Source organism: Microbispora bryophytorum, assembly GCF_043197435.1.
Classification (GTDB): domain Bacteria; phylum Actinomycetota; class Actinomycetes; order Streptosporangiales; family Streptosporangiaceae; genus Microbispora; species Microbispora bryophytorum.
Map to the genome: position 1 here is coordinate 74,815 of NZ_JBICTF010000013.1, position 24,026 is coordinate 98,840.

The window sequence follows — 24,026 nt, forward strand, 5'->3', positions numbered from 1 at the left end:
CGGCCCCGTCTCAGTCGGCGGGCGCGCCGTCGAACCGGCGCGTGGCCACGAGCGCGGCCAGATCCGGTGCGAGGCGAAGCTCGGCCGCGTCCAGCCCCGGGTGGTCGAGCCAGTGCATCCGCGCCCGGTCGACGGCGCCGTCGAACCGGGGCGGCCAGTGCCGGGCCGGGGTCAGGTCGTCGATGACCAGCGTGCCTCCTGGCCTGAGCAGCCGGTGCGGATCGGCCGGCTGCTCACCGCTCTTGCCCTGGCCGCCGCCGTCGAGCACGAGCAGGTCGTACGGCCCGTGGCGATGGATCTCCCGCCAGTCGCCGCGGATGACCGAGACCTGCGGGTGATCGGCGAAGACCTGGGCGGCCAGGGACGCTCGACGTGCGTCCCGTTCGACGCTGACCAGCCGGGCCCCCGGCCGGGCGCCCGAGACCAGCCAGGCCAGGCCTACTCCGCACCCGGTGCCGGTCTCCCCGATGGTCTCGGCGCCGCCCGCCATGGCGTACAGCAGCCGCCCCTGCTCAGGTCGGCAGGAAGGCGCGAAGCCCGCCTGCCGGGCCACCCGGACCGCGCGCTCAACCAGCGGAGGCAACTCCATGAGATCGGCGTATGCCGCCGTACCGTCAACCGACATCGCCCCAGGTTAGGCCGGACGATGTCAGTTCTCCAGGGGAAGCTCGCCGACCGGCCGCGAACGCCCCGGCCGCGAACACACCTGCCGCGAACACACAGGCCGCACGCCGATGCCATCGACTATGCTCATGATGTTCGCAAGATGAACCGGCGTTCGCATAGCGAACAAGAGGGGAACGTCATGGGCTCGGCCTTCGTCTACGCCGCGGCGCGCACGCCGTTCGGCAGGTTCAACGGCGCGCTCGCGGACGTCCGCCCGGACGACTTGGCGGCCACCGCGTTACGCGGTGTGCTGGCCAAGCTGCCCGGGCTGGATCCGGCGGAGATCGGCGACGTGGTGTGGGGCAACGCCAACGGCGCGGGTGAGGACAACCGCAACGTGGGCCGGATGGCCGTGCTGCTGGCCGGGCTGCCGGTGACCGTGCCGGCCACCACGGTGAACCGGCTGTGCGGGTCGAGCCTGGACGCCGCCATGATCGGCTCGCGGACTGTCGAGAGCGGCGACGCCGACGTCGTCGTCATCGGCGGCGTGGAGTCGATGACACGGGCGCCGTGGGTGCTGCCCAAACCCTCCCGGGCCTTTCCCGCCGGTGACGTGACCGCGGTCTCCACCACGCTCGGCTGGCGGCTGGTGAACCCGCGTATGCCGAAGGAGTGGACGGTCTCCCTCGGGGAGGCCAACGAGCAGCTCGGCGAGAGGTTCGGCATCTCGCGCGAGCGGCAGGACGCCTTCGCCGCGCGGTCCCACGTGCTGGCCGACGCGGCCTGGAACGACGGCTTCTACGACGACCTGGTCGTCCCGGTGGAGGGCGCCGGCCTGGCGCGGGACGAGGGCATCAGGCCCGGCTCGACGCCGGAGATCCTCGCCGGGCTGAAGCCGGCCTTCCGCCCCGACGGCGCCATCACGGCCGGCAACGCCTCCCCGCTGAACGACGGCGCGTGTGCGGTCGTGCTCGGCTCGCAGGCCGCCGCGGACCGGATCGGCGCCGGCCCGATCGCCCGCGTCGCCGGTCGCGGGGCCTGCGCGCTCGAGCCGCAGATGTTCGGCTACGCGCCGGTCGAGGCCGCCAACCAGGCGCTGCGCCGGGCCGGCATCGGCTGGGACGACGTCGGCGCGGTCGAGCTGAACGAGGCGTTCGCCGTGCAGTCGCTCGTGTGCCTCGACGCCTGGAAGGTCGATCCCGCGATCGTCAACACCAGAGGCGGCGCCATCGCCATCGGCCACCCCCTGGGCGCCTCGGGCGGCCGCATCCTCGGCACGCTCGCCCACGTGCTGCGCGAACGGCGCGAGCGGTGGGGCGTGGCCGCGATCTGCATCGGCGTCGGGCAGGGGCTGGCCGTGGTGCTCGAGAACGTGAGCGCGTCATGACCGCCGTGTTCACCGACCCCGGCGAGGCGGTGGCGGGCATCGCGGACGGCTCCACGGTCCTGATCGGCGGCTTCGGGATGGCCGGCATGCCCGTCCAGCTCATCGACGCGCTGATCCGGCAGGGCGCGACTGATCTGACCGTGGTCAGCAACAACGCGGGCAACGGCGACACCGGCCTGGCTGCGCTGCTCGCCGCCGGGCGCGTACGCAAGATGATCTGCTCGTTCCCGCGCCAGAGCGACTCGTGGGTCTTCGACGGCCTCTACCGCTCGGGGAAGATCGAGCTGGAGGTCGTCCCGCAGGGCACCCTCGCCGAGCGCATGCGCGCGGCCGGGGCCGGCATCGGCGCCTTCTACTGCCCCACCGGGGTCGGCACGCCACTGGCCGAGGGCAAGGAGACACGCACCATCGACGGCCGCGACCACGTGCTGGAGTATCCGATCAAGGGCGACGTCGCCCTCATCGCCGCCCACGCCGGCGACCGGATGGGCAACCTCGTCTACCGCAAGACCGCCCGCAACTTCGGGCCCGTCATGGCGACCGCCGCGACGCTGACGATCGCGCAGGTGCATCACGTCGTCGAGACCGGCGAACTGGACCCCGAGTCCGTGGTCACCCCCTGCATCTACGTCGACCGGATCCTGGACCTGAACGCGAAGGAGGCGACCCCGTGAACAGCGCCGTGAAGACCGTCGAGCATCTCGGCCGCGGCCCGCTGGGCCGCGACGAACTCGCCGCCCTCGTCGCCCGGGACATCCCGCCCGGATCCTTCGTGAACCTCGGCATCGGCCAGCCGACGACGGTCGCCGACCACCTCCCGGCCGGCTCCGGGGTCGTCCTGCACACCGAGAACGGCATGCTCGGCATGGGGCCCGCCGCACACGGCGACGAGATCGACCCCGATCTGACCAACGCCGGCAAGATGCCCGTCACCGAGCTGCCGGGCGCCTCCTACTTCCACCACGCCGACTCCTTCGCGATGATGCGCGGCGGCCACCTCGACGTGTGCGTGCTCGGCGCCTTCCAGGTCTCCGGACGCGGCGACCTGGCCAACTGGCACACCGGCGCCCCCGACGCCATCCCCGCCGTCGGCGGGGCCATGGACCTGGCCACCGGCGCCAAGCAGGTGTTCGTCATGATGACGCTGTTCGCCAAGGACGGCACGCCCAAGCTCGTCCCCGAATGCACCTACCCGCTCACCGGGCTGGCCTGCGTGAGCCGCGTCTACACCGACCTGGCCGTCTTCCACATCGACCGCGGGGGCGTCACCGTCGTCGAGACGTACGGCACGAGCGCGGCCGAGCTCGCCTCCCGGCTGGAGGTCGCCGTGCGCACCCTCGACCGGGAGCCGTGATCGGACGAAAGGGACGATAGTCTCCCCCTGTGAGTGAGCGAGCAGTCCTTGTCACCGGTGCCTCGCGCGGGATCGGGCGGGCGATCGCGCTGGCCTTCGCAGCCGCCGGCGACCGCGTCGCGATCCATCACCGCGACTCCCCCGACCTGGCCGAACGGGTCCGCGCGGAGCTGCCGGGAGAGGGTCACACCGTCGTCCGGGCCGACGTCGCCGACCCCGCCGACGCGCGGCGCATGGTCGAGGAGGCGGCGCACGCCCTCGGCGGCATCGACGTCCTGGTCAACAACGCGGGGGTGTTCGTGCACCACCCGATCACGGAGACCTCGTACGAGGAGTGGCAGGCGGTGTGGCGCGAGACGCTGGCCGTCAATCTCGTCGGACCGGCCAACGTCATCTGGAACGCCGTACGGCACATGGCTCCGGGCGGCAGGATCGTCAACGTCTCGTCGCGCGGCGCCTTCCGCGGGGAACCGGACAGCCCCGCCTACGGGGCCAGCAAGGCGGGCCTGAACGCGCTGGGCCAGTCGCTCGCCATCGCCCTGGCGCCCCTCGGCATCGCCGTGGCGACCGTTGCGCCCGGCTTCGTCGAGACCGACATGACCAACGAGCATCTCAAGGCGCCGCGGGGCGACGCGATCCGCGCCCAGAGCCCGTTCGGGCGGGTGGCGAGGTCGGAGGAGATCGCGGCCGCGGTCCTCTATCTGGCGTCGCCGGAGGCCGAGTGGGCCAGCGGCACGATCGTCGACCTGAACGGCGCCTCCTACCTGCGCAGCTGAGCCGCGACGATCAGTTGGGCGCCCGGTATTTGACCAGGACCTTCTCCAGCCTGCTCACGACCGGCCGCCAGGTCGGGGGCAGGCTGTACCGCGTCGCCCGGTGTCCCTTGTAGGCCAGGCGGTAGGCGATGAAGTCGGCCCCCGGCGGCCGCGACTCGGAGCGCCCGAGCCGCAGGTGCTTCAGTGACCCGCGCAGGCCGCGCCACTCCGCGGCGGTCAGGCATCTGCGGACCGCCGGTCCGGTGCGACGGCTCAGCACGGCGCAGCCGTCCGTGTAGACGGCCACCCGGTTGTGCAGCCCGGCGAATCCGCCCTCCTCCCGCAACTCCACCAGCAGCTTCCTGGGCGCCGTGGCCGCCTCGGCGGGGCCGGTGACGGCCAGCACGGACAGGGCCGCCAGCGGCAGCAGCGCGATACGCGAACTCCTCATGCCCTCTATGACGTATCGCGGCGCCCTTCGGCTCACCGAGGACGTCCCTGCCGGCCGGCCCGCCGGTTCGCCGCTTCGCCGGCCCGCCGGGGGCTCAGCGGTGCCGCCGGACGCGCCACACCACCAGAGCGGTCACGACGACCACGGCGAGAACGGCCGCGACCGCACCGCCGACGGCCGACTGCACCTGCTCGTACGCCGCCCCGGCGAAGAAGCCCAGGAGGGTGTAACCGACTCCCCAGAGCACCCCGCCCAGGACGTTGAACAGGAAGAACCGCCGGTAACTCATGCGCGAGACCCCGGCCAGGGCCGGCATCATGGCGCGGAGGAACGCGACGAACCGCGCGAAGAACACCGCCTGAGGGCCCCACCGGCGGATCAGCGCCTCGGCCCTGTCCACGTGGTCGCGACGGCGGCGCAGAAACCGTACGTCCAGGACACCGGGGCCGAGGCGGCGGCCGATGAAGTAGCCCGCGCTGTCGCCGGCTATCGCGGCTGCCGTCACCACGAGCCCCAGCCAGTACACCGACAGCCTGCCCTGGCCGGCGAGCACGCCGCCCAGCACGACGGCCGTCTCCCCCGGCACGACGAACCCGACGAACAGGGCGTCCTCGGCGAAGACCAGCGCCGCGACGACCGCGTAGAGCGCCGTGCTCGGCAGGCCCCAGAGCCAGCTGGTGATCGAGTCCACCCGTCCTCCATGCGCCTCCCCGTTGTCGTGTCCCCAGGAGGTGCGCTTACGCGCGGAGATATTCAGACTTGTTACTGAGTGGTAGGCATGTCTGACACCCGCGACAAGGCCCAGAATTCATCCATCACGGATGCGGAGGACGCGGTGGCGGGCAGGATCACCCCGGCGGCGGGCCGGTATGGCGGCAGGTCGGCGGCCGAACGGCAGGCCGAGCGCCGCGAACGCTTCTTGAAGGCGGGCCTCGACCTGTTCGGCGCCGGCCCCGGCTACCGCGCCACCAGAATCACGGACGTCTGCCGGGCCGCGGGCCTGTCCAGCCGCCAGTTCTACGAGGAGTTCCACACCCTGGAGGACCTGCTGGCCGACCTGCACCTGCACGTCAACGACATCGCCCAGCAGGCGGTCCTCGACGTCCTGCCCCAGGTGCGGCACCTGGATCCCATCGACCGCTGCAGTCAGCTGTTCCGCGCGTACGCGGCCGGGGCCACCGCCGACCCCCGCCACACCCGCATCGCGTTCGTGGAGATCATCGGCGTCAGTCCCCGGCTCGACCGCCAGCGCCTGGACCGCCGGGCCCGATGGATCGACTTGGTGTGCGAGCAGCTCGACGACGCCGCCGGCCGCGGCGGGATCGTGCCGCGCGACTTCCGCGTCACGGCCGCCGCGTTCATCGGAGCCATCAACGGCCTTATGCACGACTGGGCCGTCGGCTGGGTCGACGCCACCCGCGACCAGATCGTGGACGAGCTCCTGCTCATGCTCCTGGGCAGGCTTCAGGCCACCGACGAGCGGGGCGACGCGCAGGGCGACGGCGAGGCCGGCCCGCCCGTAGCGGGGCCCTCGCCGGCTGGCGCCGTCCCCCTCCCCGGGGGAGGATGACGGGGCGACGAGGGTCGGGCGCTGCACGCGCGGTCCACGTCCTCGCACCGAAGATCACGGTCAGGTGGATCGTTCTCGGGAGAGGCACATGGCAGAAGTCGTCATCGTCGGAGGCGGCCCCACCGGGCTGTGGCTCGCAGCGGAGTTACGTCTCGCGGGGGTCGAGGTCACGGTCCTGGAGAGGCGGACGGAACGCGACCCGCACTCCAAGGGCTTCACGATCCACCCCCGCACGATGGAGCTGTGGGCGTCGCGCGGCGTCGAGGAGTCGTTCGTCGCGCAGGGCAGGCGGGTGCCGGACTCGCATTTCGCTCTCCTCGACCATCGGATGGGCTACGGGACGCTCGACACCCCTTTCCCGTACGTCCTCCTGCTCGCGCAGCCGAAGGTCGAGGAGCTGATGGAGGGCTACGCCCGCGACCTGGGGGTGGACGTGCGGCGCGGGCACGCCTTCACCGCGTCGGCCCAGGAGCCGGACCGGGTCGTGGTGCGGGCCGATGGCCCGGGAGGGCCCTACACGACGGAGACGGCGTTCCTGGTCGGCTGTGACGGAGCGGGCAGCGCTGTCCGCTCGGCCGCCGGGATCGGCTTCCCGGGAACCGGCTCCACTGCGCACGCCTGGGTCGCCGACGTGACGCTCGACGACCCCCCGGTGGTGCCCTACTTCCAGAAGACCAACGAGGCCGGTCAGGTGCTGGTCGTGCCCATCGGCCCCGGTCTCCACCGGGTGGCGGGCGTCGACGGCGGCGGCGCCTTCGGGTGCGAGGGCCCGCCTGCGGAGAAGGAACTGCGCGCCTGGCTCGCGGCCGTCGCCGGCACCGACTTCGGCCTGCACGACCCCGTCTGGGTGTCCGGCACGGGATCCGCCTCGTGCCTCGCCGACCGATACCGCAGCGGCCGGGTTCTCCTGGCCGGAGACGCCGCGCACCGCCTGTTCCCCGCTGGAGGCATGGGCCTGAACGCCGGCGTGCAGGACGCCTGGAACCTCGGCTGGAAGCTGGCCGCCACGGTGCGGGGATGGGCTCCCGACGGGCTGCTGGACAGCTACCACGCGGAAAGGCACCCGGTCGGCGCGGCCACGCTGCGCCTGACCCGGGGGCAGACCGCGCTCATGACGACGTTCACGCCCGAGACTCTCGCCCTGCGGTCGGTCGTGGACGACGCCATCGCGCGGGTGCCGGAGTTCTCCCGCTTCCTGGCGGAGCAGGTCTCCGGCATCGGCGTGTCGTACGGACGGGACACCGATGATCACCCGCTCGTGGGGACACGCGCTCCGGACCTGCGGCTGTCCGGCGGGCCGGGGTTGTTCGCGCTGCTCGTCCCCGGGCGCTACGTGCTGCTCGACTTCACAGGAGCGGGCCGCGCCCTCCCCGGCCGGGTGGCCGCGTCCCCGCGACTCCCCTCGTCCCCGCGACTCCCCGCGCCGCCGGGATTGACCGTGTGTGCGGACGAGCCGGTCGAGTCCCGGGCCGGATGGCGGCGGGTCCGCGCCGCGCTGATCCGGCCGGACGGGCACGTCGCCTGGGCCTCGGAGGAGGACGACGACGCGGTCCTGCGGTCCGCGGCGGCGACGGCCCTCGCCGCCACGACACGCGTCAGCACGCCGGGCTCCTGACCCCTGCGGCGGCCGAGTGCCACGACGGCGACGAGACCCCCGCCGACGGTCTCACCCGACGGCCGCACGGCTCATCGGGGGTCACGGCCAGCGCGGGGTCACGGCGAGCGGAGGGCCGCGGTCAGCGGGGCGCGTCCGTGACGACGGCGAACACTCCGCGGACCTCGGCTCCGTCCGGCAGCCGCCAACCGGCCACGACGTGACCCAGGACGCCGGCGACGTCCGCTTCGCCGGGCCGCAGGACGCGGGTCACCCGCATGGTCAGCCGTCCGCCCCGGCCACCGTCCGCGGCGTCCACCACGATGTCGGTGGCGTACGGCGCCTCGGCCACGCCGGCCGGCCGGATCGGGCCCGGCGCGGCGGCTCCCGTGAAGTCTGCGGTGACCGCCGGGTCGGGGGTGTCGCTGAGGCTCTGATGCTGCGCCTTGGCGTCCCCCGCGACCAGGGCGTGGAGTTGTGCGACGAGGACCGGATCGTGGGTGCCGTCATAGATCCACCGCCGCCCCAGGACTCCGTGCTCCGCCGTCCCGATGAGTGCGTGGCCGGCCCCCTCCAGCGGCGCCCCCCGGTAGGTGAGCGGCACGTGGTAAGAGACGGGACGGTCGCCCGACACGTCGGTGACCACCATGAACTCCATGCCGACCTCGCCCTGCGGGTCGTCGAGCCGGAAGCCCCCGGCCTTCGTCAGCTCCGGTCGCCGTCCGTCGCCTCCGTACCAGGGCTGAGCGGGTAGCCACGTCGTGAGCAGCTCCAGCTTGCCGGGCGTCAGCGTGGTGCGATGGATGACTGCCATCCCGTGAAAACCCTTCGTCGGCGTCCCGTCACCGTGCTCCCCGGCGCGACCGCCGGGGGGCGGATCATCGTCTCACACGCCCCACGACGGCCGCAGTCCGAAGAGCGCGTCAATCGGCAAAGTCCGCGACGTGGTCGCGGGCCCAGGCGGCGAAGGTGCGGGGAGCGTGGCCGGTGACCTGTTCGACGGTGTCGGTCAGCGGCACGGGGCGGCCGTCGTTGGCCCGCCAGTAGTCGAGCAGGGCGTCGGCGTAGGGACCGGGGATGTGGTCGGCCATCTCCTGCTTCCATTCCTCGGGGGTGACGTGGCCGACGGCGATCGGCCGGCCGGTGATCTCGGCGAGCCGGTCGATCTGTTCGCCGAACGTGAGGCTCTGCGGGCCGGTCAGGTGAAGGCACCGGCCCTGGTGGCGCGGGTCGGTGAGCACGGTGAAGGCCACTTCGGCGAGGTCGCGTTCGTGGACGGGATCGGTGTGGGAGCCCGGGTAGGGCAGGCTCACCGGGCGTCCGGCCTTGATGGGCCAGGCCCAGGCACGGGCGTTGCGGGCGAAGGAGCCGGGGCGCAGGATCGTGGTGGTGAGCGGTGCGGCGAGCAGTGCGGTCTCGACGTCGAGATGGGACTTGGCCAGCGGGTCGCCGGCCGCGCCGGGAGCCAGCACGCCGGCGGACGACAGCAGGACGACGTGCTCGACCCCGGCCGTGACGGCCGCGTCGGCGAACTCGGCGATGTGCGAGGCCCCGGCGTACAGGAAGACCTCGGTGACGCCGGCGAGAGCGGCCGGGAAGGTGGCGGGATCCCGGAGATTGCAGGTGACGGCCGTGACGCCGTCGGGGACCCGCAGCTGTCCGGGGTCGCTGGAGCCCACGCGTACGGGACGGCGGGCCTGGAGCAGCAGGGTCAGCAGGTGGGTGGCGACCGCGCCGCGGCCTCCGGTGACGAGAATCATGGACATGCTCCGGTGATCGGTGCGGATTGGACGCGGATGCCTTCCGCGAGCGGCTGAGCGGACAGGCGCTCCCCGGCCTGGAACCAACGGGATGCTCGTCACGCGTGCCGCGGGGGCGGCCACGCGTGGGACACCGTGGTGCTCGGCAGATCGAGCACGTCGGCGGCGACCACGAACGGGTGGATCGCTCATGCGGGTGGGAACAGGGTTGCGGGCATGGCGGGCAGACTCTCCGCTGAGAGATCCAGACAGCCGTCGTTGAGGCTGTCGTGCCGGCCGGATGTCCCGACACGCTCGTGAACGAGCGCCGCACCTTACGATCAGGAAATTAGCACGAAACTCACCTACCGGAGAACCCCATGCGGTCGCCGGGGACGGCCCATCCGCCAGAGGCTCATCGCGGCCCGGCCCGGCCGGGCCGGGCCGACTGGTCTGGCTGGTCCGGCTGGTCAGGGGCGTGGCCGCCGGTTTCCTCGCCCCGACCCGGACCGATCACGTCTCACACGGCGCGGCGGCGATGAGCCGACCGGCTCAGTCGCTGTCGCGGACCTTGTCGTACAGCAGGCACAGTGCCCCGCTCGCGGCCTGAGCGACGGAGACAGGCCGCCAGCCGGTGGCGGGAAGGCCGTCGGCGAACAGGCGGGGCCCGTCGCCGACCAGCTCGGGCGCGAGCGTGATGCTCAGCCGGTCGAGCTCTCCGGCCCGCAGCAGAGCCTGGATGACGCTCGTGCTGGCCAGCACGACGATGTCGCCGCCGTCCTGCTGCCGCAGCTCCTTCACGACCTCGGCAGGGCCGGCGGCGGCGATGCGGGAGTTCTGCCACACCGCCTCGGTAAGCGTGGTGGAGAAGACGACCTTCTCCACCGTGTTCAGCCACTGGGCGAAGGCCCGGTCACGGGGGTCGGCCGACTCGTCCTCGGCCACCGCGGGCCAGAAGCCACCGAAGCCCTGGTAGTTCGTGCGGCCCAGCAGCGCGGTGGTGGCCCCGGAGGTCACCTTCACCATGTGGTCGCGGGCCGCGTCGCTGACGGCGTGGGGGACGATCCAGCCCATGTCGTACTCGCCGCCGGGGCCGTGGATGCGGCCGTCGAGAGAGAGGGTGATGTTGCCGATTACGGTGCGGTTCGTTGTCATGCGGCAAGTGTTGCCGGAGCGACAGTCACTAACATCGGCCAGATGGCCGATATGCCAGATGCGAACCTGGCCGACGACGGCGCTCCGCCACCGGAGTTGACCTCGTTCGTCGGCCGCCGGGCCGAGTTGCACATGATCGGAGCGGCCCTGGGCGAGGCCCGCCTGGTCACCCTGACCGGCGCGGGAGGCTGCGGCAAGACCCGGCTGGCGGCCCGGCTCGCCAGGCGGCCGGTGTGCCCGCCGCGCGACGGCGTGTGGTGGGTGGATCTCGCGCAGGAGACCGACCCGTCCGCCGTGCCACGCCTCGTCGCGACGGTCCTGCGGGTGCTCCTGACCGGCGACTCGGAACGGACCGCCGCCCTGTCCAGGCAGCTGCGCGAGCGTGAACTACTCCTGGTGCTGGACAACTGTGAGCACCTGCTGGACGGCGTCGCCGACGTGGTGGCGGGCCTGCTGCGCCACTGCCCGCACGTCACCGTCCTGGCGACCAGCCGGGAACCGCTCGGCCTGCCCGGCGAGCTGGTCTGGCGGGTCCCGCCCCTGGACGCGCACGCCGGAGTCGCCCTCTTCCTCGACCGGGGCCACGACGTGCCGCGTACCGAGGAGGCCCTGACCGCGGTGCGCGGCATCTGCACCCGGCTGGACGGCATCCCTCTCGCACTGGAGCTGGCCGCCGCCTGGACCGGCACGCTGACGCCTCAGGAGATCGACGCCGAACTGGACGACCGGTTCGCGATCCTGGTCACCGGCCACCAGGGGGCGCCACCGCGGCACCGCACGCTGGCGGCGTCCATGGCCTGGAGCCACGACCTGCTCCGGGAGCGCGACCAGGTGCTGTTTCGCCGGCTGAGCGTGTTCGAGCCGGGCTTCACCCTCGCCGCCGCGGAGGGCGTGCTGGACGGCCATGGCCGCGTGGAGTTGCTCACGGGCCTGCGCCGGCTGATCGACAAGTCGCTGCTGCTGGCCGAGACCCGCATGGGCGTCACCCGCTACCGGATGCTGTCGTCGGTAAGGCGGTACGCGTGGGAGCGGCTCGCCGAGGCCGGCGAGCCGGCCGCCCTGCGCGACCGGCACCTGGCCGTCTGCCTGGCCCTGGTCCGGGAGGCCGCCCCGCTGCTGGACAGCGACAAGGACACCTGGCGGGCCAGGATGCGCGAGGACTACCCCAACCTGCGCGCGGCGCTCGAATGGGGTCTGTCCGGCGACCGTCCGGGCCCGGCGCGCCGCCTGGCGGCCGAACTGGCCTGGCTGTGGCACCTGGAAGGCCGGCTCGGGGAGGGCCTGGGACTGCTCCGGCTGGCGGCCGAGCGGGGCGCCGGCGAGCACAGCGCGCTGCAGGCCCGGGTGCTCACCGGCCTCGCGCTCGTCGCCGACACCACGCACCCGGCCGGGCTGGAGTTCGACGCGGCCGACGCCGCCCGTGCCATGGCGCTCGATCACGGCGATCTGCGGACCGCCTGCCTGGCGGGGTCGCTCAGCGCCATCGGCATGCTGCTCACCTCCCCGGACGAGGCGCGGGTGCGGGCCGCCGCCGTCCGCGAGGAGGCCGTCGCGGCCGGCGATCCCTTCGTGGCCGACGCCGCGCAGGTCCTCATCGGCCTGGTCCACCACATGAGGGAAGAGCATCGCCAGGCGCTGGCGGAGATGGAGACGCCCGTCCGCGGCCTGCTGCGGCGAGGCGACCGCGGCGTAGCGGCGCTGGCGCTCGGCCTGATGGCCCTCGGCAGCGCCTGTCTCGGCGAGCTGCCCCGGGCCAGAACGCTGGCGGAGCAGGCGGTCGAGGTCGCCACCCCTCTCGCCGACTACCACCGTGCCGGCACGGCGCGCGCCGTCCTCGCCGGTGTGTCCCACCTGCAAGGGGACGACGAGGCCGCCGAGCTCGCCCTCGACCCGGTCATCCGGCTGGTGGACCAGGCGCCGTCGGCTCCCTTCGTGCCGAGGCTCGCGTTGACGATCGGGCGGCTCTGCCTGAGCAGGCGCGAACCGGTGCGGGCGGCGGAATGGTTCAGGAGTGAGACGGCCTGGCGCGGCGGCGAGCAGCCGGACGAGCTGCTGACCCCCGAGACCCGCATCGCCCTGGCGGCGGCGCTGCGGCAGGCCGGCGACCCGGAGGGCGCGGCCCGCGCCTGCGCGGCCGGCCTCGATGCCGCCCGGGCCCTCGGGATGCCGCGCCTGATCGCCGAAGCTCTTGAGCAGCAGGCGTTCCTCGACGAGGCGCGCGCCGTCGCGCTGCATCTGGAGGCCCTGCGCCTGCGCGCCGCCAACGGCCTCCGTCTGGCCTGCGTGGACAGCCTTGAGGCTCTGGCGGCGCTCGCCGACGCCACCACCGGCGCCCGGATCATGGGCGCGTGCGATCGGGCCAGGGAGGAGCTCGGCTACCCCCGGCCGCACCGGCCGAGCGTCCCGTCCGCTCACGAAGGCCGCCGGATGGAGCTGGAGGAGGCCATCGCCTTCACCCGCCGCGCGCACGGCGGCCGTCGCCGTCCCGCCTCCGGCTGGGCCGGCCTCACCCCCGCGGAGCAGGAGGTCGTACGGCTGGCCGTGGCGGGCCTGTCCAACCCCGAAATCGGTGACCGGCTGTTCATGAGCCGCAGCACGGTCAAGACCCATCTGGCGCACGTGTACGCGAAGCTCGGCGTGGCCAACCGCACCGAGCTGGCGGCGCTGCGCCACGAGCACGACCGCTGAGACACCGGTCGGCGCGGCCCGGGTCGCGGACACACGGTCCCGGCCGGGTCGCCGCCCTCCCGTCACTCAGCGTGAGTGCCCGCTCTCCGCGGCATGACATCCGTCGCGGAGGTCTGGCATGCCGACGCACATCGCGTGCATCGCAGTGTCAATTTGTCTGACTTACCGCCCTCATATCACTTATTTTCCCTTTGTGTCGAGAACATGACTTAACTCCTCAATGGGCGAAAAGATTTCGTTGACAGGAGGTTACGGTAAACGTTTAATGTGGGCGATCTTGCGGATTTCGTACGGGAGATAACCCATGTTTAGGCTTCCCGGACTGCGGAGTTGGCGTGCGCTCACTTCCGTGGTCGTGGCGGGTGTACTGGTGGGAACCGGGGCACCCCCGGCCGCGATGGCGGCACAGGAAGGTCGGACGGGATCCGACACGGGCCGGCTCGACGGCTGGCAGCAGGCGCTGAAGCGCGCGGCCGAGATCCGGGAACCGGTCGAGGTGACCGACGCTCGGACCGAGTTCACCACCACGTATGCCAATCCGGACGGCGAGTCGTTCCGGCTGGAGCAGTCCACCACCCCCGTCCGGGTCAAGGGAGCGGGCGGGGCGTGGGTGTCACCCGACGCGACGCTGGAGCGGCGCGCCGACGGAAGCGTCGGGCCGGTCGCCGCCGCCGTGGGCGTCTCCTTCTCCGGAGGCGGCGACGGCGGGAACCTCGTCACGATGAACCGCGACGGCCGGACCCTCGCGCTGGGCTGGCCGGGAACCCTGCCGGAGCCGGTGCTGGACGGCCCGAACGCCACCTACCCGGACGTGCTGCCGGACGTCGACCTCAGGATGACCGCGACGACCGAGGGCTTCCGGCAGGTTCTGATCGTCAAGACTCCGCAGGCCGCGGACAACCCCGCGCTCGCGAAGATCCGGTACGCCGTGAAGTCGTCCGGGCTCAAGGTGGAGCAGACCGCGGACGGCGGCATGTCCGCCACCGACGGCAACGCCACCGAGGTCTTCACCTCTCCTCCCGCCGCGATGTGGGACTCCACCGGGGACCCCGCGGCAGGGCAGACCGGAACAGGGCAGACCGGAACGGCCGGCGCCCCCGCCGCGCCGTCCTCCCCTGCCCCGTCCACCGACTCCACCCTGTTCACCGACTCCACCCCGTCCGCGAAAGGCGGCGCTCCCCAGGGCGCGCCCGCGGACGGCTCGGCGACCCCGGCGACGACACCGGAGCCGTCGTCACAGGCGACGCCCCAGCCCTCGGGAGGTGTCTCGGACGAGGGGCAGGCCGCCGACGGTCCCGCTCCCGGGGCGGGGCACGCCGAGCTGCCGATCGAGGTCGGTAAGGACACGCTCACCCTCGTGCCCGACGCCGGCCTGCTGCGCCAGAAGGACGAGTCGGCCTATCCCGTCTACATCGACCCCACGGTGACCTGGGGAGAGACCGACCGGACGCTGCTGCGCTCGGACGGCTACAAGTCGTACAACTGGGGGAACGGCAGCAACAACCAGGGCGAGGGCGTCGGCCACTGCGGCACCTGGAGCGGCTACTACTGCGGGCCCGGCTACACCCAGCGGCTGTACTTCCAGTTCTCCCCCGCGAGCCTCAAGGGCAAGCAGGTGCTGAGCGCGGCGTTCCGCGTCACCGAGCCCTGGGCGTTCCAGTGCAGCCCCCGCTGGGTGGACCTCGAGCGGACCAACAACTTCACCTCGTCCACCACCTGGTCGGGCCGGCCCAAGGAACTCGACCTGATGGTGGACCGGAACGTGTCGGCGGGCCGCGGCTCGGCCTGCGACCCCGACCAGCCGGCCGCGCCCATCGAGTTCAAGGACAACGCGGAGGAGACCAACGAGAACCTGACCCCGACCGTGAAGGACTTCGCGGCGGGCAAGTTCTCCAAGCTCACCCTGGAGCTGCGGGCGCACGACGAGGGCGACACCTCCGCCTGGAAGCGGTTCAGGAACGACGCCGTGCTCGTCGTCGACTACGTGGGGATGCCCGGGGTGCCGACCGGGGTCGGTCTCGTCACCGGCTCGGGCACCGTCTGCGAGACCAAGGAGTCGGCGCCCGCCGTTCTCTCCGACCCCACACCCACCATGGCGAACACCCCGCAGACCCTCGCGGGCGGCGAATCCGGCGCGATGCTGCGCGGGGCGTTCTATGTGCAGAAGAAGAACACCGACGGCACCTGGACGCAGGCCTTCGCCACCATCGAGCGCCCGTCGACCGGGCACGTCGGCGACAACGTGAAGGTCACCGCCGACGCCCCGACGCTGTCGGAGGGCGTGCTCTACCGCTACGACTCGTGGACGCGGTCCTACTACAGCAACTACACCAAGTGGCTGGCCGGGACCAGCAGCTATCTGAGCGCCGGCTGGTGCTACTTCAAGATCGACTCGACCGCGCCCAAGGCCCCCGTGGTCACGCTCGGCGCGCCGTACACGGCGTGCACGACCACGAGCTGCGCGCCGGCCGGCGGGCCGGGGCAGAGCACCACGGTCACCTTCGGCCCCGCGTCCGGCGACGCCAACAATGTCGCCTACCAGTACCGCGCGTCCACCAGCTCGACCTGGTCGTCCGATGTCGCGGGCGCCACGGCGAAGGCGGTGATCAGTCCCCCGGCCGCCGGGACGTACAGCCTGTACGTCCGGGCCAAGGACAACGTCGGCAGGTACGGCGCGACCACGGCCGTCGACTTCCTGGTCGCCGCGGGCGCGGGCCCGGTCGGCAGGTGGCACTTCGACGAGGACTCCGGCGCCGCCGTCGACCGGGGCAGCGGACACCACGACGCCACGCTCTCCGGCGGCGCCGTACGGGACACCCGGGGACGCCGCGGCGAGGTCTGGTACGACGACGCGGGCGCGGCGCTGGAGACTCCGAAGGTCGACAAGGGGTTGGGCCTGAACGGCACGTCGGCGTACGCCGCGACGTCCGGGCCCGTGCTGGAGACCAGGTCGGCCTACACGGTCGCCGCCTGGGTGCGGCTGGACAAGGTGAGCGACGACGGCATCGTGCTGTCGCAGGACGGCTCGGGCGGCTACAGCCCCTTCCTGCTCTGGCACGAGAAGGACTACGGCGCCTTCTGCTTCGGCGTGAAGGAGAAGGACGAGGCGACGGGCAAGGCCTACTTCGGGGTCTGCGGCAAGAACGGCACGTCCAGGGCGAACGTCTGGACCCACCTGGCCGGCACCTACGACCCGGCGACGCAGAAGCTGAGCTTCTACGTCAACGGCGTGCCGCAGGGCACCGCCACCGTGTCCGGCATGTGGTCGGCCACCGGGCCGTTCGAGATCGGCCGCTACAAGTGGGCCAACGTCTTCCAGTTCTACTTCCCCGGCTCGATCGACGAGGTCGCCGCCTGGCAGCGGGTCCTGACCCCGGAGGAGGTCGCGACGGAGGCACGGTCGGAGTCCCCCGCCTCCGGACGCAACGACGTGGAGCTGGTGGCCGACTGGGACCCGGCGGGCGTCGCGGGGACGCAGGTGCCCGACTCGCTGTCGGGGTACGGCCGGGCGCTGGCGCTGGCCGGCGGGGCGTCGCTGGACGGTGAGGGCCTGGTGCTCGACGGCGTGGACGACGCCGCCACCACCGCGGGCCCGGTCGTGGACGACACCGGCTCGTTCACCGTCACCACGAAGGTCGAGCTCGACCGGGACAAGATCCTGGCCAAGCCGATCGGGACCGTCGGCCAGGTGGCGGGGCAGCGCACCGCCGACGGGTCGTCGTGGGGCCTGTGGTTCGAGCTGACCGGCAAGGAGACGCAGCTCGACGACGACGGAAACGAGGTCAGCGTCCCGGTGGGCTTCTGGCGCTTCGGCCGGGTCGGCACGGACGGCACGAAGACCTGGGTGAGCTCCGACGCCCCTGCCAGCCTGGACAGCCCGGTCCGCCTGACCGGCGTGTACGACGCCCTGGCGGCGAACGGGCGGGTGGTGCGGCTCTACGTGGGCCACGAGCGCAACGACCTCGACCTGGCCTACACCGCTGTGCCCGGGTCGGGCGACTTCGCGGCCGGCAAGGGCTTCAGCGCGACCTCCTGGGGTCACTTCCTCCCCGCGAGGATCACCGATCTGCGGCTGTGGGCGGGCGCCATGGCCGACTCCGACCAGATGGACGCCGTCATCGGCGACTGACGGAGCGCGGGGACCGGCAGCCCGCCGGTCCCCGCGGCTCCCGCATCTTCCCCCGGTTGGTCCGCGGGTTCTCTCGTTTCCTCTTGAGGAGGTTGGGTCATGCGACGGCCCGGAATACGTGCTGCCCTGGTGGCCGCGCTGGCGGTGGTGATCTCGTTACCGGTCGGGGTGACGGCGGCCTCGGCCGCTGTCGTCTCCGCGGAACAGGGCCCGCCCGGCGCCCCTCCCGTGCAGAAGCAACGGTCCAGCAAGGTCAGGGCCATGGACGCGAGCGGGGCGAAGGAGGCCAGGGAGCGGGTCGCCGCGTCCAGGGCACGCAACGACGCCGCCGCCGACCGGGCCGCGAAGGAGCGCGAGGCCGCCCGGTGGCCGAGCGCCGGCGAGGCCGACGTGCCGATCGGCGATGCGCGCAGCGTCAGCGTGGGCGGGCTCCCGGTGAGCCTGGACAGCTCCGCCTCTGACAGTGCGGCGCCGGCCGCCACCCAGGCCGCGGACCCAGCCACCACCCAGGCCACCGCCCAGGCCGGCCCCGGCACCGCGGCCTCCCCGGACGCGCAGGCCGCCGGTTCGCGGACGGCCCGCGTGCGGGTGTTCGACCGCGCCGCCGCCGAGGCGGCCGGGGTGGACGGGGTGCTGCTTACCGCGTCGGCCCAGACCTCGGGTACGCAGACCCCGGGCACCGCCACGCTGAGCGTCGGATACGCAGACTTCGCCTCCGCGTACGGCGGCGGGTGGAGCGGCCGGCTGCGGCTGGTCCGGCTGCCCGCCTGCGCCGTGACCACGCCGGAGCGGGAGGAGTGCCGCACGCGGACCCCGCTGGACACCCGCAACTCGGCCGCGGCGCAGACCCTCTCGGCGGCGGTCGCGTTCGACGCCGCCCCGGCCGTGCTGGCCGTGACCGCCGACACCCCCGGCGAGGGGGGCGAGGCGGCCGACGGCAGCGGCAACTACGCCGCCACCCCACTCGCCGCGTCGTCCACGTGGGAGGCGGGCGGCAACTCCGGCTCCTTCAGCTGGTCCTACCCGATCGCCCCGGTGGAGCCGGCGGCCGGACCCGCGCCCGCGCTCGACCTGTCGTACGACTCGGGCGGCGTGGACGGGCGCACCTCCACCACCAACAACCAGGGCACCTCGATCGGCGAGGGCTTCGACACCGCCGCCACCTCCTACATCGACCGCCAGTACGGCAACTGCGACGAGGACGGCCACGACAAGCAGTACGACCTGTGCTGGAAGTACGACAACGCCTCGCTCGTCCTCAACGGCAAGGCCACCGAGCTCGTCAAGGACGACACCAGCGGCACGTGGCGGCTGAAGAACGACGACGCCTCCACGGTGACCCACTCCACGGGCGCCGACAACGGCGACGACGACGGCGAGTACTGGACCGTCGTCACCGGCGACGGCACGAAGTACGTCTTCGGCCTGAACAAGCTGAGCGGCGCGGGCAGCCAGCGGACCAACTCGGTGTTCACCGCCCCGGTGTACGGCGACGACTCCGGTGAGCCCGGCTACAGCAAGGGCGACTCCTTCGCCGACCGCTCCGTCACGCAGGCGTGGCGGTGGAACCTCGACTACGCCGAGGACACCCACGGCAACGCCATGACGTACTGGTACACGGCGGAGACGAACTACTACCGGAAGAACAAGTCGTCCACCGCGACCACGTCCTACGTCCGCGGCGGCTACCTCGACAAGATCCTCTACGGGCAGCGGTCCGACACGCTGTTCACGGTGGACGCGCCCTACAAGGTCGCCTTCTCCTACGCCGAGCGCTGCACGGCCTCCGACTGCGGCAGCCTCACCAAGGACACCGCGGAGAACTGGCCCGACGTCCCCTTCGACGCCATCTGCAAGAAGGACGCCGACAAGGACGACTGCCACGCCGAGAGCCCGGCCTTCTTCAGCCGCAAGCGCCTGGTGAAGATCGAGACGAGCGTCCTGTCCGGCACCGCGTACAAGCCGGTCGACTCCTGGGCGTTCACGCAGAAGTACCTGGACGGCGGCGACATCGGCAGCTCCGCCGACCAGACGCTGTCGCTGATGTCGATCGTTCGGACGGGCTCGGCCGGTGACACGCCGCTGACGCTCGACCCCGTCTCGTTCACCTACGCCATGCGGCCCAACCGGGTGGCGGGCGGCACCCAGCCGGGAGGCGGCAACATCCTGCCGCTGACCAGGCCGCGCATCGAGACGGTCACCTCGGAGACCGGCGCGATCACCACGGTCAGCTACAACGAGCCCGAATGCGTGCGCGGCTCGACGATGCCCAAGGCCGAGGACGACAACGCGCTGTCCTGCTATCCGCAGTTCTGGCACGTCAACGGCGCCACCGACGCCTCCATCGACTGGTTCAACAAATACCGCGTACTCGCGGTGAACATCGCCGACCCGGCAGGGCACAACCCGCTCGTCGAGTACGCCTACGAGTACGCCACGCCCGGCTGGCGCTACAACGACAGCCCGTTCACCCCTTCCGACGAGCGCACCTGGTCGCTGTGGCGGGGCTACCAGAAGGTCACGACGTACGTCGGCGACACCGACGGCACCCGCACCAAGACGGTGTCGGTCTACCTGCAGGGCATGAACGGCGACCGGCTGCTCAAGTCGGCCGACCCGAGGACGGTCGATCCCGACAGGCGGCGCGCCGCCACCGTGCCGGGCCTCGACGTCGCCGGTCTCGACGTGCCCGACCTCACCGACTCCGAGCAGTACGCCGGCTTCACCCGCGAGGAGGTCAGCTACGACGGGTCGAACCCGGTCGACGTGACCGTCAACGACCCCTGGTCGGCGAAGACCGCCACCCAGCACAAGTCGTACGCCGACACCGAGGCCTACTACGTGCGCATGGGCAGGACGTCGGAGCACACCTACCTGACCGTCCCCAAGACCTGGCGCACCGTCACCACCTCGACCACCTACGACTCGTACGGCATGGCGGTCAGGGAGGACAGCACGGGCGACACCGCCAAGAGCGGCGACGAGACCTGCACCCGCACCTGGTATGCCCGCGACGACGCCAAGGGCATGAACTCACTGGTCTCCCGCACCCGCGTGGTCGGCCGCGCCTGCTCGGTGAAGGAGGCCGACCTGTCGCTGCCCACGAGCTCCGCCACCTCCGGTGACGTGCTGTCCGACACGGCCGCCGTGTACGACAACACCGCCGCGACCGGCTGGTCGGCGAGCCAGAAGCCGGTGAAGGGCGACGCCACCTGGACGGGACGGGCCACCGGCTACCCGTCGGCCGTCACCGGCGACGACCGCCCGCCGACAGGCTGGCAGCGCGCCGAATCGACCACCTACGACGCGCTGGGCAGGCCGCTGACCGTGACCGACGCCGGCGGCAACCCCACCGCCACGGCGTACACGCCGACCGGCGCCGGGGTCCTCACCAAGACGGTGGAGACCAACGCCAAGCAGCAGAAGGTGACGACGTTCCTCGACGCGACGCGCGGCCTTCCGGTGCGCACCTACGACCCCAACAACGGCAAGACCGAGCAGACCTACGACGCCCTCGGCAGGCTGACCGGCGTGTGGCTGCCCGACCGCAGCAAGGACGGCGGGCAGACCCCCACCTACGCCTACTCCTACGTGTACGAGCGGGGCAGGGCGCCCGCGATCGGCACCTCGACCGTCAAGTCGTCCACCACGGCCAGCTGGTCGTACGAGATCTTCGACTCGCTGCTGCGGCCGATGCAGACGCAGAGGCCGACCCCGAACGGCGGGCGGCTGCTGACCGACACCCGTTACGACTCGCGCGGCCTCGCCTACGAGGCCTACGCCGACATCTTCGACTCCAAGCAGACGCCGAACGCCACCTACACCCGGGAGGAGTACGGCGGGGCGCCCAAGCAGACGAACACCGTCTTCGACGGCGCCGGCCGGGCGGTCCGCAGCACGTTCCTGTCGTACGGCGTGGAGAAGTGGACGACCACCACGACCTACACCGGTGACTCCACCGCCGTCAGCGCGCCGACCGGCGGCACGGCGACCCGGACCGTCACCGACGCGCTCGACCGCACGGTCGAACGGCGCGAGTACAACTCGCCCTCCCCCGCCGACACCCAGTACGGCGCGCTGACCTCCAGCGGGTACACCTCCACGTCCTTCACCTACCGCGCCGACGACAAGGAGCTGACCGTCACCGCTCCCGACGGCGCGAAGTGGTCCTACACCTACGACCTGTTCGCCAGGCAGAACGGCATCAGCGACCCCGACAAGGGCGCGAGCACCCTCCGCTACACCGCGCTCGACCAGACCGACACGGTCACCGGCGCGAACGGCACGGTCCTGCTGTACGGCTACGACGAGCTCGGCCGCAAGACCGGGCTGTGGTCGGGGTCGCGCACCGACGCGAACAAGCTCGCCGCCTGGACCTACGACACCGTGGCCAAGGGCCAGCTCACCTCGTCCACCAGTTACGACGGCGGCGTCTCCGGCAAGGCGTACACGAAGAAGGTCCTCGCGTACGACGGCCAGTATCGCGCCACCAGCACGGAGATCGACATCGACCCGAACGACCCGATGGTCCTGTCCGGGGCGGCGAAGACCAGCTACGTCTTCGGCAGCGACTACAACCTCGACGGCACGCTGAAGAGCTCCACCGAGCCCGCGGCCGGCGCTCTGGCCGAGGAGAGGATCAGCCTGTCCTACACGCCGACCGGGCAGGCCAACGGGGTCACCGGCGCCACCGACTACCTGCAGAAGGCCGACTACAACGCGCTCGGCCAGCCGCTGCAGTTCACCCTCGGCCTGTCGGGGGCCACGCAGGCCAAGAAGACCTTCCTCAACAACACCTACGAGGAGGGGACCGACCGGCTGAAGCGGTCCTTCGTCACCACCCAGTCCACGCCGGTGAAGCCGCAGGACCTGACCTACCACTACGACGACGCGGGCAACGTCACCGAGATCGCCGACACCCCCACCCAGGACGGCGCGGGACAAAGCGACATCCAGTGCTTCGCCTACGACGGGCAGCGGCGGCTGACCGAGGCGTGGACGCCGGCCACCGACGACTGCACGAGCAGGACACTGGGCGGCGCGGCGCCGTACCGGACCGCCTACACCTACAACTCCTCGGGCCTGCGGGCGACGGAGACGCGCTACAGCGGCTCCACCGCCACCACCTCGGCGTACTGCTACGGCGACACCGCCAAGCGGCACGCCCTGACCGCGGTCGTGACCGGCTCCTGCACCGACGCGTCCGCGACCTACTCCTACGACAAGTCCGGCAACACGACCGGGCGGGGCGGCCAGGTGCTGACCTGGGACGCGCAGGGCCGCATCGCGACCCTGACCCAGGGCACGCAGAAGACGGCCTACCTGTACGACGCCGACGGCGGGCTGCTGATCCGCCGCGCGGTGGGCGACGGGGAGAGCGTGCTCTACCTCGGCGCCACCGAGATCCACTCGAAGAAGAGCGGCAGCGCCGTCACGACCTGGGCCAGCCGCTTCTACGCCGCGGACACGCAGGTGATCGCGGTGCGCACCACGCAGGGCGGGAAGAACGCGGTCTCCTTCCTCGCCGGCGACCAGCACGGGACCTCCTCGCTGTCGGTCGACGCGGCCGGTCAGGCGATCAGCAAGCGCTTCACCACCCCGTTCGGCGCGCCGCGCGGGAGCACGGTCGGCGGCGCGTGGCCCGACGACAAGGGGTTCCTCGGCAAGCCCGCCGACGCCGCCACCGGGCTCACCTACGTCGGGGCCCGCATGTACGACCCGGTCGCCGGCAGGTTCCTGAGCGTGGACCCGGTGCTGTCCACCGGCCAGGCCCAGTCGCTCAACGGCTACTCGTACGGCAACAACAACCCCGCCACGTTCAGCGACCCGACGGGTGAGGAGGTCGGCTCGCGGCCCAACTCGTGCCAGTACGACCTCAAGTACTGCGACAAGGAGACGCAGGCGGACGTCGGGTACGACCCGAAGACGGGCAGGGTCGACCCCGACAAGGGCGCCGCGCATCGGAAGAACAAGAAGAAGGCCCGGGCGACGCCGAGCCCCTCCCCGGGCCCGTCGCCCAAGCCTCCGGCGGGCGGCTGCCACTGCAAGCCGGTCCACCACGACAACGGCGTCAACCTGCTGAAGGCGCTGGCCACCCACCCGTTCCACTGGCGGAACAACCTGAACGGCGCGAACACGCTGGCGATCGCGATGTCATTCGCCAGCGACGGGTGTGAACGGCGCGCGCTGCAGTACGTCTGCTACGGCGCCACGCTCAAGGATGGCCGTCCGATGACCGTCGGCGACGTCCACTTCTATCCGTACTCGAGGAAGGATTTCGAGGAGCGGCTGCGGCAGGAGAAGCAGGCCAGGGACGACATCGCCAAGGTCGCCGGGCGTGCGACCGCGGACAAGTACGGGCCCGACCTCGAGAGGCACGAGGCGGTGCACTCCGAGCAGTGGTCCCATTACTTCAGCGCCACCGACTACATAATCGACTACGGTTTGGCCACCGCGAAATCGCACCTGGAGACGGGCAGCGACGTGGCCACCAACAGCTTCGAGGTGGGGGCCAACCTGTGGTGGGGCGGCTACGTTAACTGGCGGCCGCTCGAGTACCGCCTGCCGGGGACCTAGGCTCGCAGGCAGGCGAAGGGAG

At 72.1% G+C, this 24,026-nt stretch carries 15 protein-coding genes; 9 read left to right on the forward strand and 6 right to left on the reverse strand.

Annotated features, from left to right (window positions below; translation table 11 throughout):
• Window positions 1-10: 10 nt before the first annotated feature.
• Window positions 11-625: an O-methyltransferase gene (locus tag ACGFIB_RS33285; protein ID WP_393377145.1), complete on the reverse strand. Its 615-nt coding sequence runs from the start codon at window positions 623-625 to the stop codon at window positions 11-13.
• 180 nt (window positions 626-805) lie between these two features.
• Between ACGFIB_RS33285 and ACGFIB_RS33290 the strand changes: the two genes are divergently transcribed.
• Genes ACGFIB_RS33290 through ACGFIB_RS33305 form a run of 4 tightly spaced genes read left to right on the forward strand, consistent with a single transcriptional unit; the run spans window position 806 to window position 4,123 of the window.
• Window positions 806-1,993, forward strand: a complete 1,188-nt coding sequence (locus ACGFIB_RS33290) for a thiolase family protein (RefSeq protein ID WP_393377147.1) — start codon at window positions 806-808, stop codon at window positions 1,991-1,993.
• Window positions 1,990-2,667: a 3-oxoacid CoA-transferase subunit A gene (locus ACGFIB_RS33295; RefSeq protein ID WP_393377149.1), complete on the forward strand. Its 678-nt coding sequence runs from the start codon at window positions 1,990-1,992 to the stop codon at window positions 2,665-2,667. The genes ACGFIB_RS33290 and ACGFIB_RS33295 overlap by 4 nt, the downstream gene beginning before the upstream one ends.
• Window positions 2,664-3,347 carry a 3-oxoacid CoA-transferase subunit B gene (locus ACGFIB_RS33300; RefSeq protein ID WP_357250564.1) on the forward strand — a complete coding sequence of 228 codons (684 nt, stop codon included), beginning with the start codon at window positions 2,664-2,666 and terminating at the stop codon, window positions 3,345-3,347. Before ACGFIB_RS33295 ends, ACGFIB_RS33300 begins: the two co-directional genes overlap by 4 nt.
• A gap of 29 nt (window positions 3,348-3,376) precedes the next feature.
• A complete protein-coding gene (locus ACGFIB_RS33305; RefSeq protein WP_357265107.1) occupies window positions 3,377-4,123 on the forward strand; it encodes an SDR family NAD(P)-dependent oxidoreductase in 747 nt (248 codons plus the stop codon).
• A gap of 10 nt (window positions 4,124-4,133) precedes the next feature.
• Here ACGFIB_RS33305 and ACGFIB_RS33310 read toward each other — a convergent pair whose 3' ends face one another.
• Window positions 4,134-4,553: a hypothetical protein gene (locus ACGFIB_RS33310; RefSeq protein WP_357250567.1), complete on the reverse strand. Its 420-nt coding sequence runs from the start codon at window positions 4,551-4,553 to the stop codon at window positions 4,134-4,136.
• A 94-nt stretch (window positions 4,554-4,647) separates the two neighbouring features.
• On the reverse strand, window positions 4,648-5,244 hold the full coding sequence (locus ACGFIB_RS33315) for a DedA family protein (protein WP_393377154.1): 597 nt from the start codon (window positions 5,242-5,244) through the stop codon (window positions 4,648-4,650).
• Window positions 5,245-5,331: 87 nt separating this feature from the next.
• Here ACGFIB_RS33315 and ACGFIB_RS33320 point away from each other — a divergent pair, with 87 nt between their 5' ends.
• Together ACGFIB_RS33320 and ACGFIB_RS33325 are read left to right on the forward strand one after the other, a co-directional pair.
• On the forward strand, window positions 5,332-6,123 hold the full coding sequence (locus ACGFIB_RS33320) for a TetR/AcrR family transcriptional regulator (RefSeq protein WP_357250573.1): 792 nt from the start codon (window positions 5,332-5,334) through the stop codon (window positions 6,121-6,123).
• 64 nt (window positions 6,124-6,187) lie between these two features.
• A complete protein-coding gene (locus ACGFIB_RS33325; RefSeq protein WP_393377157.1) occupies window positions 6,188-7,738 on the forward strand; it encodes an FAD-dependent monooxygenase in 1,551 nt (516 codons plus the stop codon).
• A 121-nt stretch (window positions 7,739-7,859) separates the two neighbouring features.
• Here the strand turns inward: ACGFIB_RS33325 and ACGFIB_RS33330 are convergent, their stop codons facing one another.
• The 3 genes from ACGFIB_RS33330 to ACGFIB_RS33340 all read right to left on the reverse strand — a co-directional run bounded on the left by ACGFIB_RS33330 (window position 7,860) and on the right by ACGFIB_RS33340 (window position 10,611).
• Window positions 7,860-8,531: a maltokinase N-terminal cap-like domain-containing protein gene (locus ACGFIB_RS33330; RefSeq protein ID WP_393377160.1), complete on the reverse strand. Its 672-nt coding sequence runs from the start codon at window positions 8,529-8,531 to the stop codon at window positions 7,860-7,862.
• A gap of 109 nt (window positions 8,532-8,640) precedes the next feature.
• Window positions 8,641-9,483 (reverse strand): SDR family oxidoreductase, encoded by an 843-nt coding sequence (locus tag ACGFIB_RS33335; RefSeq protein ID WP_393377162.1) that lies wholly within the window; start codon window positions 9,481-9,483, stop codon window positions 8,641-8,643.
• 525 nt (window positions 9,484-10,008) lie between these two features.
• On the reverse strand, window positions 10,009-10,611 hold the full coding sequence (locus tag ACGFIB_RS33340; protein ID WP_142575467.1) for a dihydrofolate reductase family protein: 603 nt from the start codon (window positions 10,609-10,611) through the stop codon (window positions 10,009-10,011).
• Window positions 10,612-10,653: 42 nt separating this feature from the next.
• Here ACGFIB_RS33340 and ACGFIB_RS33345 point away from each other — a divergent pair, with 42 nt between their 5' ends.
• The 3 genes from ACGFIB_RS33345 (at window position 10,654) to ACGFIB_RS33355 (ending at window position 24,004) form a co-directional block, all read left to right on the forward strand.
• A complete protein-coding gene (locus ACGFIB_RS33345) occupies window positions 10,654-13,299 on the forward strand; it encodes a helix-turn-helix transcriptional regulator (RefSeq protein ID WP_393377165.1) in 2,646 nt (881 codons plus the stop codon).
• Between the two features lie 370 nt (window positions 13,300-13,669).
• Entirely contained in the window at window positions 13,670-17,428 is a 3,759-nt protein-coding gene (locus tag ACGFIB_RS33350; protein ID WP_393377167.1) for a LamG domain-containing protein, read from the forward strand.
• A 99-nt stretch (window positions 17,429-17,527) separates the two neighbouring features.
• The gene (locus tag ACGFIB_RS33355; RefSeq protein ID WP_393377169.1) at window positions 17,528-24,004 is read left to right on the forward strand and encodes an RHS repeat-associated core domain-containing protein; all 6,477 of its coding nucleotides are present in this window, start codon (window positions 17,528-17,530) and stop codon (window positions 24,002-24,004) included.
• The last annotated feature ends 22 nt before the right edge of the window (window positions 24,005-24,026 follow it).